Raw genomic sequence first — 13,111 nt, 5'->3', positions numbered from 1 at the left:
TCCCGGAAGTCCAGGCCCTCTTCACCACCCCTACCCTCCCCGCCAAGACCAACCTCCTCCTGCGCTGGACCGACGCCGACGGAGCAGCGGCCCGCTACCTGCCGGTCCCCAATCCGCTGGCGGCGACATAGGCGCACGCGGCTCCGGGTCCTGTGTCCGGTTCCTGCGAGTCGGGCGAGAGTCGATCAGAGCAGATCAGCTGGCCCGCACCGCTTGTCTCGCTGTCCCGTTCGGCAGTGGGCGCCCACGGCTCGAGAAACGGGGCGCCGACGCGGAGGCCGAGGCAGGGATCGGCGTGCCGAGGCGGGGTGTTGCGCTCATATAATCAGCCGTGATCTCGCTCGGTGGGAGCGTCCGATCAAGTATGGGCGATCACCGGCTCAGCCGTGAGGGTGGGAGCCCGCCGGTGACGGTGAGGTCCGCGGAGGAGGGCGCCTCGTCGAAGGCACCCGCTGCCGGACCCATGGGTGGCCCGCCACGCCTGTCTCGATCACTTCAGGAGCTCGCCGGTGTCACAGTTCTTCTTCCTCCTCACCGTCCTGCTGGCGTTGCTCCTTGTGGCCGGTGGTGCGTTCGCCCTCGTCACCGGACGGGTCAGCGCCTTCTGGGTCCGCCGACCCGTGCACCCGCAATGGTGGGGTGCCAGCTTGCTGGTCATGGGTCTTGCCGTGGGCATGGTGAGACTCACGAACCTGACCGTCTTCATGGTGTTGTTCCTGTGTGCTCTGATCCTTCAGGGATTCGCCTTCGGCATCGACGGAGTGCGCAAGTAGCCCAGTGGTGAAGGTCGTTGCCGATGAGGGGCGAGAAGGGAACGCAAGCAAAAGTGTCAGGCCGGGGAACACCCGGAGTCACTACGGACGTTGACCGTCGCATGACTGAAGACCGCCCGGGGCCACGCCCGTTGTCCGACGAAGCCCTCTCCCGCCTGCTCGGCGCACAGCAGTTCGGCACCCTCGCCACCGTGAAGAGCAGCGGCCACCCGCATCTGACCACCATGGCCTACAGCTGGGACGCCGAGGCCCGTGTCGTGCGGTTCTCGACGACGGCCGACCGCGCCAAACCCAAGCACCTGCGGCGCGATCCCCGTGCGGCGCTGCATGTGCGGGGTGGCGACGTGTGGTCGTTCGCCGTCGCGGAGGGCGAGGCGGAGGTCTCCGAGGTCACGACGGTCCCCGGCGACGCGGTGGGGCGGGAACTGCTCGCGCTGGTTCCGGAGGCCGCGAAGCCGGAGGACGAAGCCGCGTTCCTGGAGCAACTGGTCGCCGAACGCCGGGTGGTCGTCCGGCTGAAGGTGGACCGGCTGTACGGAACGGCGCTCGACATCGCCGGGTAGGCGGGCCGGGAAACCGGTACCTATCCCGCTTCGTGCAGACGGTCGAGGCGTTCGAGGTGGGCCGGGGTCAGCTCGAGCCGTTCCGCGGCGACGTTCTCCTCCAGGTGGTCGATCCGGGCGGTGCCGGGGATCGGGAGGAGCACCGGTGAGTGGCCGAGGAGCCAGGCCAGCGCGACCTGTGTGGGGGTGGCGTCGAGCTCGGCCGCGACGGCGGCGATCCCGGCCGTCGCCCCCGCTTCGCCCCAGGCGACGGGACGCCACGGCAGGAACGCGATGCCCGCCGCCTCGCAGGCCGCGAGCACGGGCTCGTACTCACGGTCGAGCAGGCTGTACCGGTTCTGCACGCTCGCGATGTCGACGATCTCCCGCGCCCGGCCGAGTTCGTCGACGGTGACCTCGGACAGCCCGATCCTGCCGATCTTCCCCTCGGTCCGCAGGTCCCGCAGGGTGCCCACCTGGTCGGCGAGCGGTGTGGCGGGATCGATGCGGTGCAGTTGGAGCAGTTCGATCCGCTCCACGCGCAGCCGCCGCAGGGCCTGGTCGACCTGGTCGCGCAGGAGAGCCGGCCGCCCGTCGAGCTTCCACTCGCCCCCGGGACCGGTGCGGGCGACCCCGACCTTGGTGGTGATCAGCAGATCATCGGGGTAGGGGTGCAGGGCCTCGGCCAGGAGTTCCTCGTTGGCTCCGCCGCCGTACAGATGCGCGGTGTCGATGAGCGTGACGCCCAGCTCGACGGCCCGCCGGGCGACCGCGAGCGCGCCCGCGCGGGCCGGCCCCGGGTCCGTCGACAGGCGCATGGCTCCGAACCCCAGCCGCCGTACGCCCAGATCTCCGCCGATACGGAACTCGGTCGATGTCATTGCAGCACGGTCTCTCCCCCCCGCCCAAGGGGAAACGCTAGCAGCGCAGTTGGCCGATGGCCCGGCCTTTTACGCCTCTTGCGCCTCGGACGCTACTCGGCGGGCGTCGCCCCCAGCAGGCGCTCGGCGAGGGCCTCCGCCTCGCGGGTCTTCGGCGCGTTGAAGAACAGCACCCTGCCGACGACCGGGTCGCCGGTGTAGTAGCGCTCGTAGAGTGCCTGGCGGGCGGCGAACGGGCTGCAGGTCATGTCCCAGACCATCCGCATCACCCGGAGGCGTCGCTCGGCACCGACCCCCGGGCCGTGGACGTACTTCTCCACGAGGTGGCCGATCTCCTCGTGCCGCAGCTCGCCCTCGGTCATCACGATCGCGCCGCTGCCCGCGACCAGCCGGAGCACCTCGACCGCCCTGGCGATCGCGTGCGGGAAGAAGAACGTCAGCGCCGCGATGCCGACCCGCGACTCCTCGCCCGGGCAGCCGTGTCCGCGCCGCACCGATCCGGGGTCGCGCCGCTCGCCGATCCGGCGGCTCAGGTCGACCGCGGCCCCGTCGAGGATGCCCTCGGCGACGTTCAACAGGCCCATGACCTCCCCGAGTTCCTCCTGATAGCGCGGCGAGGTCGCCCGGCCCGTGGTCCGCGCGGCCACGGTGGCGAGCCCGGCCAGGAACTTCAGTTTGGAGGTGCTGCGCGCCGCGCCCTGGAGCGGGCCGTAGCCGACCGCGTTGCGCACCACGTTGTTGTACGCGTCCAGGTCGCCGGCGACGACGACCCGGTCCTCGGGGACGAAGACGTCGTCGAAGACGAGGATCGCGTCGCCCTCGTCGAACCGGCCGCTCAGCGGGGTGTCGAAGAGACCGTCCCCACGGTCGTACGCCTGCCGGCAGACGATCTTGAGGCCGGGCGCGTCGAGCGGAAGCGTGCAGACCAGGGCGTAGTCCTCCTGGCCGGGCCGGCGCGGCACGTACGGGCCGACGAAGACCTCGTCGGCCACCGGGGCGAGGGTGGACAGCAGACGGGCGCCCCGGATCACGATGCCGTCCTCGCGACGCTCCACGATCCGCACCGCCTCCGGCGGGGCGTCCTGCGTCGAGCGGTCGCTCTGCGGGTCCACCAGCGTATGGGTGACCGCGAGGTCCTCCTGGCGCAGCCGCGCGAGGTAGGCCCCCATCCGGGCCGCCTCCTCGTGCTTGCCGACGTGCTCGAGGCTGCTTCGGACGTCGAGCAGGTAGGCGTTCATGAAGTCGGGGAGCCGGCCCATCATGCCGTAGGTCAGCTCGGTCCTGAGCCGGTCGCAGCGCAGCCTGGCCAGGACGTCCTCGTGGGTCCGCGCCTCGAGCAGGGTGGTGCTGTGGGCTTCCCCGGTCGCGCCGTCCCACACCGTCAGGACGTCGGCGAACTCCGGGTCCAGCTGGGCGTCGTAGAGCCCGGCGAGCGTCGTGAGCACGCCCTGGAAGGCGGGGTGGGCGGTGACGTCGTCGACCCGCTCACCGTTGATGTACAGGCTGCGCCCGTCTCTCAGACCCTCCAGGTACGCGGCACCCGAACGAAGTCCCATGTCGTCACTCCTTGTGCTGAGGCTTGGCGAGTGCGTCCGAGCGGGACGCGACGTGGTGGCCCGGCTCCCGGGTCACGGAGCAGGGGAGCCGGGGAGCAGGGGGAACGGCCGCCGGACCGTCGCGGTGACGGTCCGGCCGGTGGAGCGGAGGCCGAGCGGAGGTCAGCGGCCGAGCAGGAAGTCGAGCTGGATCCGGTTGAAGGTCTCGGTCTGCTCGTACTGGGGCCAGTGGCCCGCGTTCTCGATCACCGCGAGCCGGCCCCGCGGGATCAGGTCCGCGATCCGGCGCCCCTCGTCCACCGGACCCGACGGGTCCTTGGTGGTCCACACGACCAGCGCCTCCGCCTCGATGGCGCGCAGGTCGTCGTCGCTGAGCATGTTGCGCCGCCGGGTCTCCAGGTCCTGCAGCGCCATGTTCATCCGGCAGGCCGTCCTCCAGTCCGGCTGTTCGAAGATCGCCTGCCGGGTCCTGATCAGATCGTCGGTGACCATCGACGGGTCGGCCATCAGCCATTCCAGACGGGCCTTGACCCGCTCCCAGGAGGGGTCCTCGGCGGCCTGCGTCGACAGGGTCAGCAGCCGCTCCATCACCTGGGGGTTCGCCATCGTGCCCCCCATCGTGTTGAGCACGATCCGCTCGGTGCGCCCGGGGTGCAGCTGCGCGAACCGCGCGGTCACCCAGCCCCCCAGTGACTCCCCGCTGAAGTACGCGCTCTCGTGACCCAGTGCGTCCAGCACCCGGTGGACCTGGTCGAGGTAGTGCGGGATCTCCAGCGGGTGCTCGGGCTTGGTCGAGTAGCCGTGGCCGATGAAGTCGATCGCGTAGCAGTTGAAGTGCTCCGCGTGCGCGGCCAGGTTCCGCACGTACGCCTCGGCGTGCCCGGTGATCCCGTGCAGCATCAGCAGCAGCGGCTTGTCCGGACTGCCCGACTGCAGGAACCGGGTCCGGTACGGCCCCGTCTCCAGGTATCCCTGACGGAACTCGACCTGTGCCAGGTCCGACCACACGCTCGTGTACGTCATCATCTTCTCCTTGGAACTCGGGTCTCGGCCGGGCCCGGACCGGCTCGTGGGCTCGGGGCGGAGGCCGGGCTCAGGCTGCGACCGGGCCGGCCGGGTGCTCGGCGAGGAAGCCGAGGACCAGCCGGGTGAACTCCGCGGCCCGCTCGTACGGCACCCACAGGCCGGTGCGCTTGAACAGGTGCAGCTGGGCGTCGGGGATCTGCTTGAGCAGGAAGAGGGCGTTGTCGAAGCCCTGCACCCGGTTCTCGGTGCCCCAGACGATCAGCGTCGGCACCTTGATCCGGCCCAGCTCCTGCCACAGCGGCTCGGCCGGCACGCCCGCCGATTCGGCGCCGGCCCGGCGCTCCTCGCCGCCGGCGACCGACTCCAGGTACCGCTCCTCGACGAGTTCGTCGGTGACCAGCCCCGGGTCGAACATCATCATCCGCAGGTAGGCGCGCATTTTTTCCCGCGACGGGCCCTCGCCCGCGTAGTAGGAGCGGATCGCCTTCTGGCCCTCGGACGGCATCGTGCTGAACAGGGGGACACCGCCGGCGCTGGAGACCAGGACCAGGCGGTCCACGCGGTCGGCGTGGTGCAGGGCCATCGCGAGCGCGACCGCGCCGCCGGTGGCCAGACCGACCACGCTCGCCCGCTCGACGCCCAGCTCGGAGAGCATCGCGGCGAACACGTCGGCGTAGGGCCGGTACTTGCCGCCGGACAGCTCGATGGCGTCGGAACGGCCGTAACCGGGCAGGTCGACGACCAGGACCCGGGCGCGCCGGGACAGCTCGGCGATGTTGGTGCCGAAGTTGCCCCAGCCCGACGCCCCGGGCGCCCCGCCGTGGACGCACAGCAGGACCTCCGGGCCGGTGCCCGCCTCGTGGTAGTGGATGCGGGTGCCGCCGACCGTGACGAACCGGGAGGTGGACTCGCGGGTGAGCGGCTCGTGGACGGGCTGCTCGCGGGTGCCGGTCGTCATCAGACCTTCACCGCCGCCGGCATCTCGCCGCCGAAGTAGTTCATGCCGTAGGCCTGGTACAGCGGACCCGCGTAGTTCTGCACGTGGTGCAGGGCGCTCTGGCAGTCCCGCCACATCCGCTGCATCGGGTTCTTCGCGTGCAGCTGGGAGCCGCCGCTGACCTTGAAGATCTCGTCGGCGGCCGCGGCCGCGCGGTGCGAGGCGGAGACCTGGTTGCGGCGGATCTCGGCACGCTCGGACAGGGTGAGGAGCCGTCCGGAGGAGACGATGTCGAACGCCCGGTCCATGTCGTGCAGGACGTGGCCGATGCTGGCGTCGATGTCGGCGGCCGCCGGAGCCAGCACGGAGAGCTGGAACGGGTCGCGGCTGGCGGAGCCGAACCGGCTGCTGCGCTCCCGGGTCCACTTGACGTACGCGGCCAGGGTGCCCTGGGCCAGCGCGATCGTCGCCGTGGTGACCGCGCCGGAGAAGACCACGTTGCGCGGCATCGAGTACAGCGGCGCGTCCCGGCCCGCGATCGACCCGGCGCTGCCGTCGGTGACCGGGTTGGTCCGGATCAGCCGGTGCTCCGGCACGAAGGCGTCCTTGACGACGATGTCCTTGCTGCCCGTGCCGCGCAGCCCGATGACGTCCCAGGACTCGTGCAGGATCTCGTAGTCGCTGCGCGGGATGACGAAGTGGATCGTCTCCCGGTCGGTGACGTCGCCCTCCTGGTCGGTGATCAGGCCGCCGATCATCACCCACTGGCAGTGGTCGGTGCCCGAGGAGAACGGCCAGCGGCCGTTGAAGACGTAGCCGCCCTCCACCGGCCGCGCCCGGCCCATCGGGGCGTACGGCGAGGCCACCCAGGTGTCGGGGTCCTCGCCCCAGATCTCGCGCTGCATCCGCGGATCGCCCTGGGCGAGCTCGTGCGGGTGCACACCCACCACACCGGTGATCCAGCCGGCCGCGCCGTTGCGCTGCCCGATCTCGTAGGCGGTGCGCAGGAACTCGGTCGGATGGGACTCGAAGCCGCCGAAGTCGCGGGGCTGGAGCATCCGGATCACACCGGACTCGCGCAGCACGGCAGCGACCTCGTCGCTGACCCGGCCGAGCTCCTCGGACACGGGTCCGTCGCTCTCCAGCAGCTCGGCGTGTTCCATCACGCGGTCAAGCACGGCGTTCATGGCGCCTTCCTCTCTGGTGGGGCAGTCGGGTCAGTGGTGGTCGACGGAGTGGTGGCCCCAGAAGTGCGCGGTGTCGTACCGCGTGGGTGTCCACGTCTCGTCGTCGATCTTGATGCCGCCGGTGCCGAACTCGAGCCCCACGCCGGACGGGGTCAGCAGGTAGAAGCTGACCATCCGGTCGTTGCTGTGCCGGCCGAACGTCTTCAGCAGTCGGTGCGGCTCGTCCTCGATGTGCTCCATCGCCCGGCCGATCACGTCGAGGTCGGTGACCTCGAGCATGAAGTGCCCCACGCCCAGCGGGCGGCCCCCCACCTGCGGGGTGAAGGCGAAGGAGTGGTGGCGGGGGTTGCAGTGCAGAAACGTTGCTGCAAGGTCCGGGGCGAGGTCGATGTGGTCGGAGAGCCGGAAGCCCAGGACGTCGAGGAAGAGCGACTCGTAGCGGGCACGGTCCGAGACCACCTGCAGTACGTGCCCCAGGCCCTCGGTCCCGGCGACGAACTCCGCGCCGATCGGGGAGGCGAACCGCGCCGAGGAGGTGCTCAGGCCCCAGAAGACCTCGTGGTCGTAGCAGTCGTCGGGGTCACGGAACCGGATCAGGTCCGAGACCATCCGCTCCTTGGCCACCGCCTCGCCCGGCCGGGTCACCTCGTACCCGGCGGCGACCAGGCGCGCCTCCAGCTCGGCGAGCTCGGCGGGCCCCCTGGTCTCCCAGCCGACCGCGCTCACGCCGCCCCGTTCGCCGGGACGCACCTCGAGCCGGTAGCTCTTCTCGTCCACGCGGAACAGCAGGCGGTCGTCACCTCTGCGGTCGGCCATCAGCCCGAGCACCCGCTGGCCGAAGTCCTGCCAGTGGTCGAGGTCGGTGGCCGTGAACCGCAGGTAACCCAGGGCGGTGACTCGGGCGGTCATGTTTCTCCTCGCAGTCGTTCTCTGTGCGTGTGGGTGCTCAGCCCAGCACACGATCCTGGCCGAACCGGATCTGGATCAGGTCGGCGACCTCGGCGGCCCGCTCGCGCACCTGCGCCCCCCACCGGGCCACGGTCGCGGCGTCGGCCCCTCCCGGCGGGAAGGACATCCGCACCGCCAGCTGCGGGACGCCGGCCATCGGCACCGCCACCGTGATGGAGCGGACGTCGTAGGTGCCGTCCGGATCGAGGTCGGGCTCGTAGTAGTCGAGGTGGTCCAGGTGCATGGTGAGCACCTGGCGCTGACGGCGCGGCGTCGGCTCGCCGTGGATGTACCGGGCGACGTCCTGCCAGGTCTCCTGGTCCGGGCCGTGACCCACCAGGTTGAGCGAGTAGCCCTGGACGGCCACCCGCTCCAGGATCTCCCGGCAGCGCTCGCGCGCGGCGGCGTCCTTGCGCGGCAGCCGGTCGAGCCAGCGGGTGACGGCGGCCTCGTCCCGGGGGTCGAGGTGCACCGCGCCCGTCGGCGGCAGGTGCGGCAGTCGCAGGCCGATCTCGAAATAGGTGCGGATCGCCGAGCCGCGCTCGGTGCCGATCACCACGTCGTGGTCGCCGACCAGCGCGAGCAGCGAGACGTCGGCCGACTCCTCCGCGGCCAGGGCGGCCAGCGGCTCCATCGCCGCCTCGCTCAGCCGGGCGGCCCGGATCAGGTCGTGGTCGGCCGGGGCCAGGAACGACGAGGACGCGAAGCCGCCGAAGCCGCCCTGGAAGAAGAGCAGCGGACACGTCGGCCGCTGCACGTCCAGCGAGCGGACCTCGCCGAGCACGATGTAGTGGTCACCGGCTTCGACCAGCTGGTGGTAGGCGCAGTCGATCCAGGCGACCGAGTCCTCGAGGATCGGCGCGCCGGACGGCGAGGGCCGCCACGCGACGCCGGCGAACGACTCCGGACCGCGCCAGCTCGTGACGAGATCGGCCTGGTCGGCGGCGAGCACGTTGACGCAGAAGGTGCTCGCCTCCCGCAGCCGGGCGAAGGTGCGCGAGCCGCGGTCGGGCAGGAACGCGACGAGGGGCGGGTCCAGCGAGACGGAGGTGAAGGTACCGACCACCATCCCGATCTGCTCGCCGCTGTCGAGGGTCGCGGTGATCAGGGCCACCCCGGTCGGGTAGTGCCCCAGAGCCTCGCGGAACAGGTGCGGGTCGATCGCGGTCGGGGCCGTGCCCGTGGTCGGCTCAGACATGGCGGATCAGACGGTAGACCTGGCTGCGCAGCTCGGCGAAACGAGGCAGCGCCTTGGTGGTGACCTGCTCGCGCGGGCCGGGAAGGTCCACGGTGAGCAGTTGCCGGATTCCGGCCGGCTTCCCGCCCAGGGCGAGCACCCGGTCGGAGAGGTAGACGGCCTCGTCGATGTCGTGGGTGACCAGCAGCACCGTGATGCCGAGGTGCTCGCGGACCCGCAGCAGCAGGTCCTCCAGGTCCGCCCGGGTCTGGGCGTCCACCGAGGCGAACGGCTCGTCCATCACCACCACGGCCGGCCGGTAGGCCAGCGCCCGCGCGATCGCGACCCGCTGCTGCATCCCGCCGGAGAGCTGCCAGGGGTAGGAGCCGGTGAAGTCGGAGAGACCGACCTCGGCCAGGGCCTCCCGCGCGGTCGCTTCCCGCTCGGCCTTCGCCATACCCGCCGAGCGCAGGGGCAGCACGACGTTGTCGAGCACGCTGAGCCAGGGCATCAGCGACCGGCTGTAGTCCTGGAAGACGATGGCCAGACCGCGCGGCGGGGCCTCGATCCGCTTGCCGTCGAACAGCACCTGGCCCTCGCTGGGGCGGCGGAGCCCGGTCAGGCACTCCAGGAGCGTGGTCTTGCCGACGCCCGAGGGGCCGACGACGCACATCAGCTCGCCGCGGCCGACCTCGAAGTCCAGGTCCTTCAGGACCTGGCGCTCGCCGTAGCTGTGGCCGAGCCCGCGGACCTGCATGATCGGGTCGGTGACGCCGGCGCCCGGCGCGCCGGTGTCCGGAGCGTCCGTGTCCGGGGTGGTCTGCGCCTTCATCGCTGATCCTCCTTCTGCTTGGTGTAGCCGCGGTGCCAGGCCAGCACCCGGGCCTCCACGAGTCCGAAGGCCTTGTTCGCCGCGTAGCCGATCAGGCCCAGCACGATCAGGCCGGTCCACATCGCGACGATGTCGAACGTGCGCTGCGAGTCGAGGACGAAGTAGCCGAGCCCGCCCGGACTGCCGACCATCTCGGTGAGCACCATCGCCACCACCGACATCGACAGCGCCACCCGGGCTCCGGCGAAGACCTGGGGCAGGGCGGCGGGGACGACGACGTAGCGGATCCGGTGCCAGGTGCTGAGCCGGTAGCCGGCCGCGACCTGGTGCAGGACCGGGTCGACGGACCGGACGCCCTCCACGGTGTTGAGCAGGATCGGCCAGGTGGAGACGAAGGCGATGGTGACCACCTTCATGTCGTCGTCGGTGCCGAGCAGCAGCATCATGATCGGCAGCAGCGCCACGCTGGGCAGCGCCCGCATGAACTCCACCAGCGGCCGGGTCGCGTCCTCCAGCGCCGGGACCGAGCCGAGCACCAGGCCGAGGACCACGGCGGCGGCGAACCCGATCCCGAAGCCGGTGACCAGCCGGACCACGCTGGGCAGCGCGTCCTCGAGGAGGTGGTCGAAGAACCACAGGTCGACGAAACGGTCGGTGATCTCCGAGAGAGCGGGCCAGTAGAGCGAGGTGCTGCCGGCGCTGAGCCACCACCAGGCGGCGACCAGCAGAACCGGGAGCCACACTTCCCGCGCGACCAGCGACGCGACCTTCAGCGTCCGGTTCATGCCGCACCTCCCTTACGGACCGAGGGGTGCCACCACAGCACGCGGCGCTGCAGCAGCACGAAGACCAGGTTGAGCAGCAGGCCGAGGGTCGCCGCGGTGAACGAGTACACGAACGCCCGCTCGGTGTCGTTGATCTGCATCGCCTGCAGCAGGACGTAGCCGAGACCGTCGGAGCCGCCGAGGAACTCCGAACTGATCGCCATCAGCAGGGAGAGCGTCGCGGCGATCCGCAGGCCGACGAAGACGAACGGGAACATCGACGGCGCGATCAGGTGCCGCAGCAGGTGCCACCGCGTCAGGTGGTACGCCCGCCCGACCCGGCGCAGCTGGGGCGAGATCTCCCCGACCGCGTAGGAGGTCTGGATGATGATTGGCCAGACCGCCGAGACCAGGATCAGGACCAGGCCCAGATCGCGGGTCGCGCCGAAGAGCAGCAGGAACAGCGGCAGCAGCGCGATCGCGGGAACCGTCCGGCCGAAGTCGAGGAGCAGCTGGGTGCTGCGCCGGGCGTGCTCGTTGGCGCCGATCAGCAGACCTGCCGGAAGGCCGACCAGCACGGCGAGGGCCAGCCCCAGCAGGGCCGTCTCGACCGAGGTGGCGATGTTCGACCAGTAGGCGCCGGTTCCGGCCAGGTCGATGGCGGTCCGGAAGCTCTCCAGCGGTGTCGGGAAGTCGCTGGAGGCCCCGGGCCCGAGGGCGAACAGGTGCCAGACGACGAGCGCCACGAGGATGGCCAGCAGCCGGTTGACCAGCCGCCGGACGCCGGTGGGCACGGCCCCGGACCTCGCGCCGGCCGCGGCCCGCTCGGTCTTCGTGCCGGTCACGCTCGGTTCGGCCTTCGTGCCGGTCACGGCCCGACCAGCTTCGCGGCGTCCGGGGCACCCTTCTCGAACAGGTCGTACTTGTTCATGTACTCGACGGAGAACTCGACGTCCTCGGCGGTCAGCGGCTTCTCGGCGTAGACCGGGAACGCGGCCTTCTCCAGGAGGCCGGCGTCCGCCTCGAGGACCTCGGCGGCGGTCCTCACCAGCAGCTCACGGTCGCCGTTGACCGCCGCGTTGCCCTCGCGCACCGCTTCGCCGAAGGCCTTGACGGTCCCCTTGTTCGCCTCGGCGAAGTCCCGGGTGGTGACCCAGACGTACGCGATCCCGCCGCCGCCGGAGTTGACCGGCCCGAGCGGGCGCAGATCGCCCTTGGCGCGCTCCACGGTGCCCACCGGCTCGGGCGTGGTGGTCGCGTCGACCTGGCCGGACTTCAGGGCGGCCAGGGGGTCCGGGGACTCGATGAACTTGATGGAGGAGCTGTCGCCGCCGGCCTCGTCGACGGAACCGCGCAGGTCGACCCAGGGCGCGCTCTTGATCTGCGGCACCCCCACGGTCTTGCCGGTCAGGTCGGCCAGCGACTTGATCGGGGAGTCCTTCTGGACCCACACGTTGGCGAAGCTGAACTCCTCCTGGCCCTTGGGGATGCCGCCGTCGGTCGCGCCGGCGACATAGACCAGGTCCACGCCCTGCCCCGCGGCGACGAGCGAGGTGGCGGTGTCCAGCAGAGCGAGGTCCACCTTGCCGCCGAGCAGTTGCGGAACCATCTCGGTGGACGTCTTCGCCGTGCTGATCGTGACGTCCAGGTCGTGCTTCTCGAACACGCCCTCCTCGTCCGCGGCGAAGGCCGGGACGCCGTTGAGCGAGGCGAAGACGGCGAGCTTGAGCGGCCCGTCGGCCGACGCGTCCGAGCCGGAGCCGTCGGAGGAGCAGGCGGTACACAGGGCCAGCGCCGCGACGGCGGTCGCGGCGAGAGCGCGAAAACGAGTGGAAGCCATGAGGGTCCAGTCCTTCTGTCGTGCCCGGCAGTGCGGCTCGTTCGGAAGTTGCGTCCGTGGCGGGCATGACGACAGTGGCAAAACAGGGCCCTCGAGTGGCCCGATCCCTCACCAATCGGAATTTCAACTCGGCTCCCACGGAAACCTCGACGTAACGCAGGACGTCGCGTACGTTCCGTATACACATACGTTCTGGCTGAAAATGGTTGGCCGACGGACAGCGCCGGACGCGGGCGGGATGGAGCCGAGATGAGCGAGATCAACGGCAAGCGCGGCGTGCTGGCGCGGGCCTTCGACATCCTCGGCTGCTTCACCGGCGGCGAGCCCGAGCGTTCGGTCGCCGACATCTGCGCGGTGACCGACCTGCCGCCGGCGACCGTGCACCGCATGCTGGCCACCCTCTCCGAGCACGGCGCCATCGAGCGGACCGGCCGCGGCCGCTACCGGCTCGGCCCGCGCCTGTGGCGGCTCGGCCACGGTGTCCCGGACATCCGGCTGCTGCGCGACTGCGCCCGCCCGGCTCTGGTCGACCTGCACGCGAGCACCCGGCTGCCGGTCGCCCTGGTGACCCGCGAGGGCGACCGGCAGCCGGGTGCTCGCGTGCAGGTGAGCCGGGCGGGCGCAGTCGCGCAGCAGCCGGCTGCCCGG

At 71.1% G+C, this 13,111-nt stretch carries 14 protein-coding genes and 1 pseudogene; 4 read left to right on the top strand and 11 right to left on the bottom strand.

All coding sequences use genetic code 11. The features are described from left to right. The 3 genes and pseudogenes from AOK11_RS45225 to AOK11_RS21845 all read left to right on the top strand — a co-directional run. Positions 1-131 (top strand): annotated as a pseudogene (locus AOK11_RS45225) (IucA/IucC family protein); the annotation flags it as partial. Between the two features lie 378 nt (positions 132-509). Next, the gene (locus AOK11_RS21850) at positions 510-773 is read left to right on the top strand and encodes a hypothetical protein (RefSeq protein WP_055595422.1); all 264 of its coding nucleotides are present in this window, start codon (positions 510-512) and stop codon (positions 771-773) included. A 101-nt stretch (positions 774-874) separates the two neighbouring features. Continuing rightward, a complete protein-coding gene (locus AOK11_RS21845; protein ID WP_055595421.1) occupies positions 875-1,336 on the top strand; it encodes a TIGR03618 family F420-dependent PPOX class oxidoreductase in 462 nt (153 codons plus the stop codon). A 20-nt stretch (positions 1,337-1,356) separates the two neighbouring features. Here AOK11_RS21845 and AOK11_RS21840 read toward each other — a convergent pair whose 3' ends face one another. From AOK11_RS21840 to AOK11_RS21790, 11 genes are all read right to left on the bottom strand, one after another. Next, on the bottom strand, positions 1,357-2,196 hold the full coding sequence (locus AOK11_RS21840; protein WP_055595420.1) for an aldo/keto reductase: 840 nt from the start codon (positions 2,194-2,196) through the stop codon (positions 1,357-1,359). Between the two features lie 92 nt (positions 2,197-2,288). Then, positions 2,289-3,752, bottom strand: coding sequence for a 4-hydroxyphenylacetate 3-hydroxylase family protein (locus AOK11_RS21835; RefSeq protein ID WP_055595419.1), 1,464 nt, complete (start codon positions 3,750-3,752; stop codon positions 2,289-2,291). Positions 3,753-3,914: 162 nt separating this feature from the next. Continuing rightward, positions 3,915-4,778: an alpha/beta fold hydrolase gene (locus AOK11_RS21830; protein ID WP_240497441.1), complete on the bottom strand. Its 864-nt coding sequence runs from the start codon at positions 4,776-4,778 to the stop codon at positions 3,915-3,917. Positions 4,779-4,845: 67 nt separating this feature from the next. After that, on the bottom strand, positions 4,846-5,736 hold the full coding sequence (locus AOK11_RS21825; protein ID WP_055595417.1) for an alpha/beta fold hydrolase: 891 nt from the start codon (positions 5,734-5,736) through the stop codon (positions 4,846-4,848). Further along, positions 5,736-6,902: an acyl-CoA dehydrogenase family protein gene (locus tag AOK11_RS21820; protein ID WP_055595416.1), complete on the bottom strand. Its 1,167-nt coding sequence runs from the start codon at positions 6,900-6,902 to the stop codon at positions 5,736-5,738. The genes AOK11_RS21825 and AOK11_RS21820 overlap by 1 nt, the downstream gene beginning before the upstream one ends. Before the next feature lie 30 nt (positions 6,903-6,932). After that, the gene (locus tag AOK11_RS21815; protein WP_055595415.1) at positions 6,933-7,811 is read right to left on the bottom strand and encodes a VOC family protein; all 879 of its coding nucleotides are present in this window, start codon (positions 7,809-7,811) and stop codon (positions 6,933-6,935) included. A gap of 37 nt (positions 7,812-7,848) precedes the next feature. Next, positions 7,849-9,048 carry a flavin reductase family protein gene (locus tag AOK11_RS21810; protein WP_055595414.1) on the bottom strand — a complete coding sequence of 400 codons (1,200 nt, stop codon included), beginning with the start codon at positions 9,046-9,048 and terminating at the stop codon, positions 7,849-7,851. After that, positions 9,041-9,859 (bottom strand): ABC transporter ATP-binding protein, encoded by an 819-nt coding sequence (locus tag AOK11_RS21805; protein WP_055595413.1) that lies wholly within the window; start codon positions 9,857-9,859, stop codon positions 9,041-9,043. The genes AOK11_RS21810 and AOK11_RS21805 overlap by 8 nt, the downstream gene beginning before the upstream one ends. Further along, positions 9,856-10,644, bottom strand: coding sequence for an ABC transporter permease (locus AOK11_RS21800; protein WP_055595412.1), 789 nt, complete (start codon positions 10,642-10,644; stop codon positions 9,856-9,858). Before AOK11_RS21800 ends, AOK11_RS21805 begins: the two co-directional genes overlap by 4 nt. Next, positions 10,641-11,495 (bottom strand): ABC transporter permease, encoded by an 855-nt coding sequence (locus tag AOK11_RS21795; RefSeq protein WP_240497440.1) that lies wholly within the window; start codon positions 11,493-11,495, stop codon positions 10,641-10,643. Before AOK11_RS21795 ends, AOK11_RS21800 begins: the two co-directional genes overlap by 4 nt. Next, positions 11,492-12,463, bottom strand: a complete 972-nt coding sequence (locus AOK11_RS21790; protein ID WP_055595411.1) for an ABC transporter substrate-binding protein — start codon at positions 12,461-12,463, stop codon at positions 11,492-11,494. The genes AOK11_RS21795 and AOK11_RS21790 overlap by 4 nt, the downstream gene beginning before the upstream one ends. A 249-nt stretch (positions 12,464-12,712) precedes the next feature. Between AOK11_RS21790 and AOK11_RS21785 the strand changes: the two genes are divergently transcribed. After that, a partial coding sequence (locus AOK11_RS21785; RefSeq protein ID WP_240497439.1) for a helix-turn-helix domain-containing protein occupies positions 12,713-13,111 on the top strand: 399 nt, incomplete at its 3' end.

The sequence above is a fragment of the Streptomyces hirsutus genome, from assembly GCF_001418415.1.
In the GTDB taxonomy this organism is placed as follows: domain Bacteria; phylum Actinomycetota; class Actinomycetes; order Streptomycetales; family Streptomycetaceae; genus Streptomyces; species Streptomyces hirsutus.
Note: the sequence above shows the minus strand (reverse complement) of the source record. Positions and strands in the feature narration are given on the sequence as shown.

What these genes read in the sequence shown, in the direction of transcription:
- AOK11_RS21845 (WP_055595421.1), top strand. Translation starts at nt 875, where the DNA reads ATGACTGAAGACCGCCCGGGGCCACGCCCGTTGTCCGACGAAGCCCTC.
- AOK11_RS21840 (WP_055595420.1), bottom strand. Translation starts at nt 2,196, where the DNA reads ATGACATCGACCGAGTTCCGTATCGGCGGAGATCTGGGCGTACGGCGG.
- AOK11_RS21835 (WP_055595419.1), bottom strand. Translation starts at nt 3,752, where the DNA reads ATGGGACTTCGTTCGGGTGCCGCGTACCTGGAGGGTCTGAGAGACGGG.
- AOK11_RS21830 (WP_240497441.1), bottom strand. Translation starts at nt 4,778, where the DNA reads ATGATGACGTACACGAGCGTGTGGTCGGACCTGGCACAGGTCGAGTTC.
- AOK11_RS21825 (WP_055595417.1), bottom strand. Translation starts at nt 5,736, where the DNA reads ATGACGACCGGCACCCGCGAGCAGCCCGTCCACGAGCCGCTCACCCGC.
- AOK11_RS21820 (WP_055595416.1), bottom strand. Translation starts at nt 6,902, where the DNA reads ATGAACGCCGTGCTTGACCGCGTGATGGAACACGCCGAGCTGCTGGAG.
- AOK11_RS21815 (WP_055595415.1), bottom strand. Translation starts at nt 7,811, where the DNA reads ATGACCGCCCGAGTCACCGCCCTGGGTTACCTGCGGTTCACGGCCACC.
- AOK11_RS21810 (WP_055595414.1), bottom strand. Translation starts at nt 9,048, where the DNA reads ATGTCTGAGCCGACCACGGGCACGGCCCCGACCGCGATCGACCCGCAC.
- AOK11_RS21805 (WP_055595413.1), bottom strand. Translation starts at nt 9,859, where the DNA reads ATGAAGGCGCAGACCACCCCGGACACGGACGCTCCGGACACCGGCGCG.
- AOK11_RS21800 (WP_055595412.1), bottom strand. Translation starts at nt 10,644, where the DNA reads ATGAACCGGACGCTGAAGGTCGCGTCGCTGGTCGCGCGGGAAGTGTGG.
- AOK11_RS21790 (WP_055595411.1), bottom strand. Translation starts at nt 12,463, where the DNA reads ATGGCTTCCACTCGTTTTCGCGCTCTCGCCGCGACCGCCGTCGCGGCG.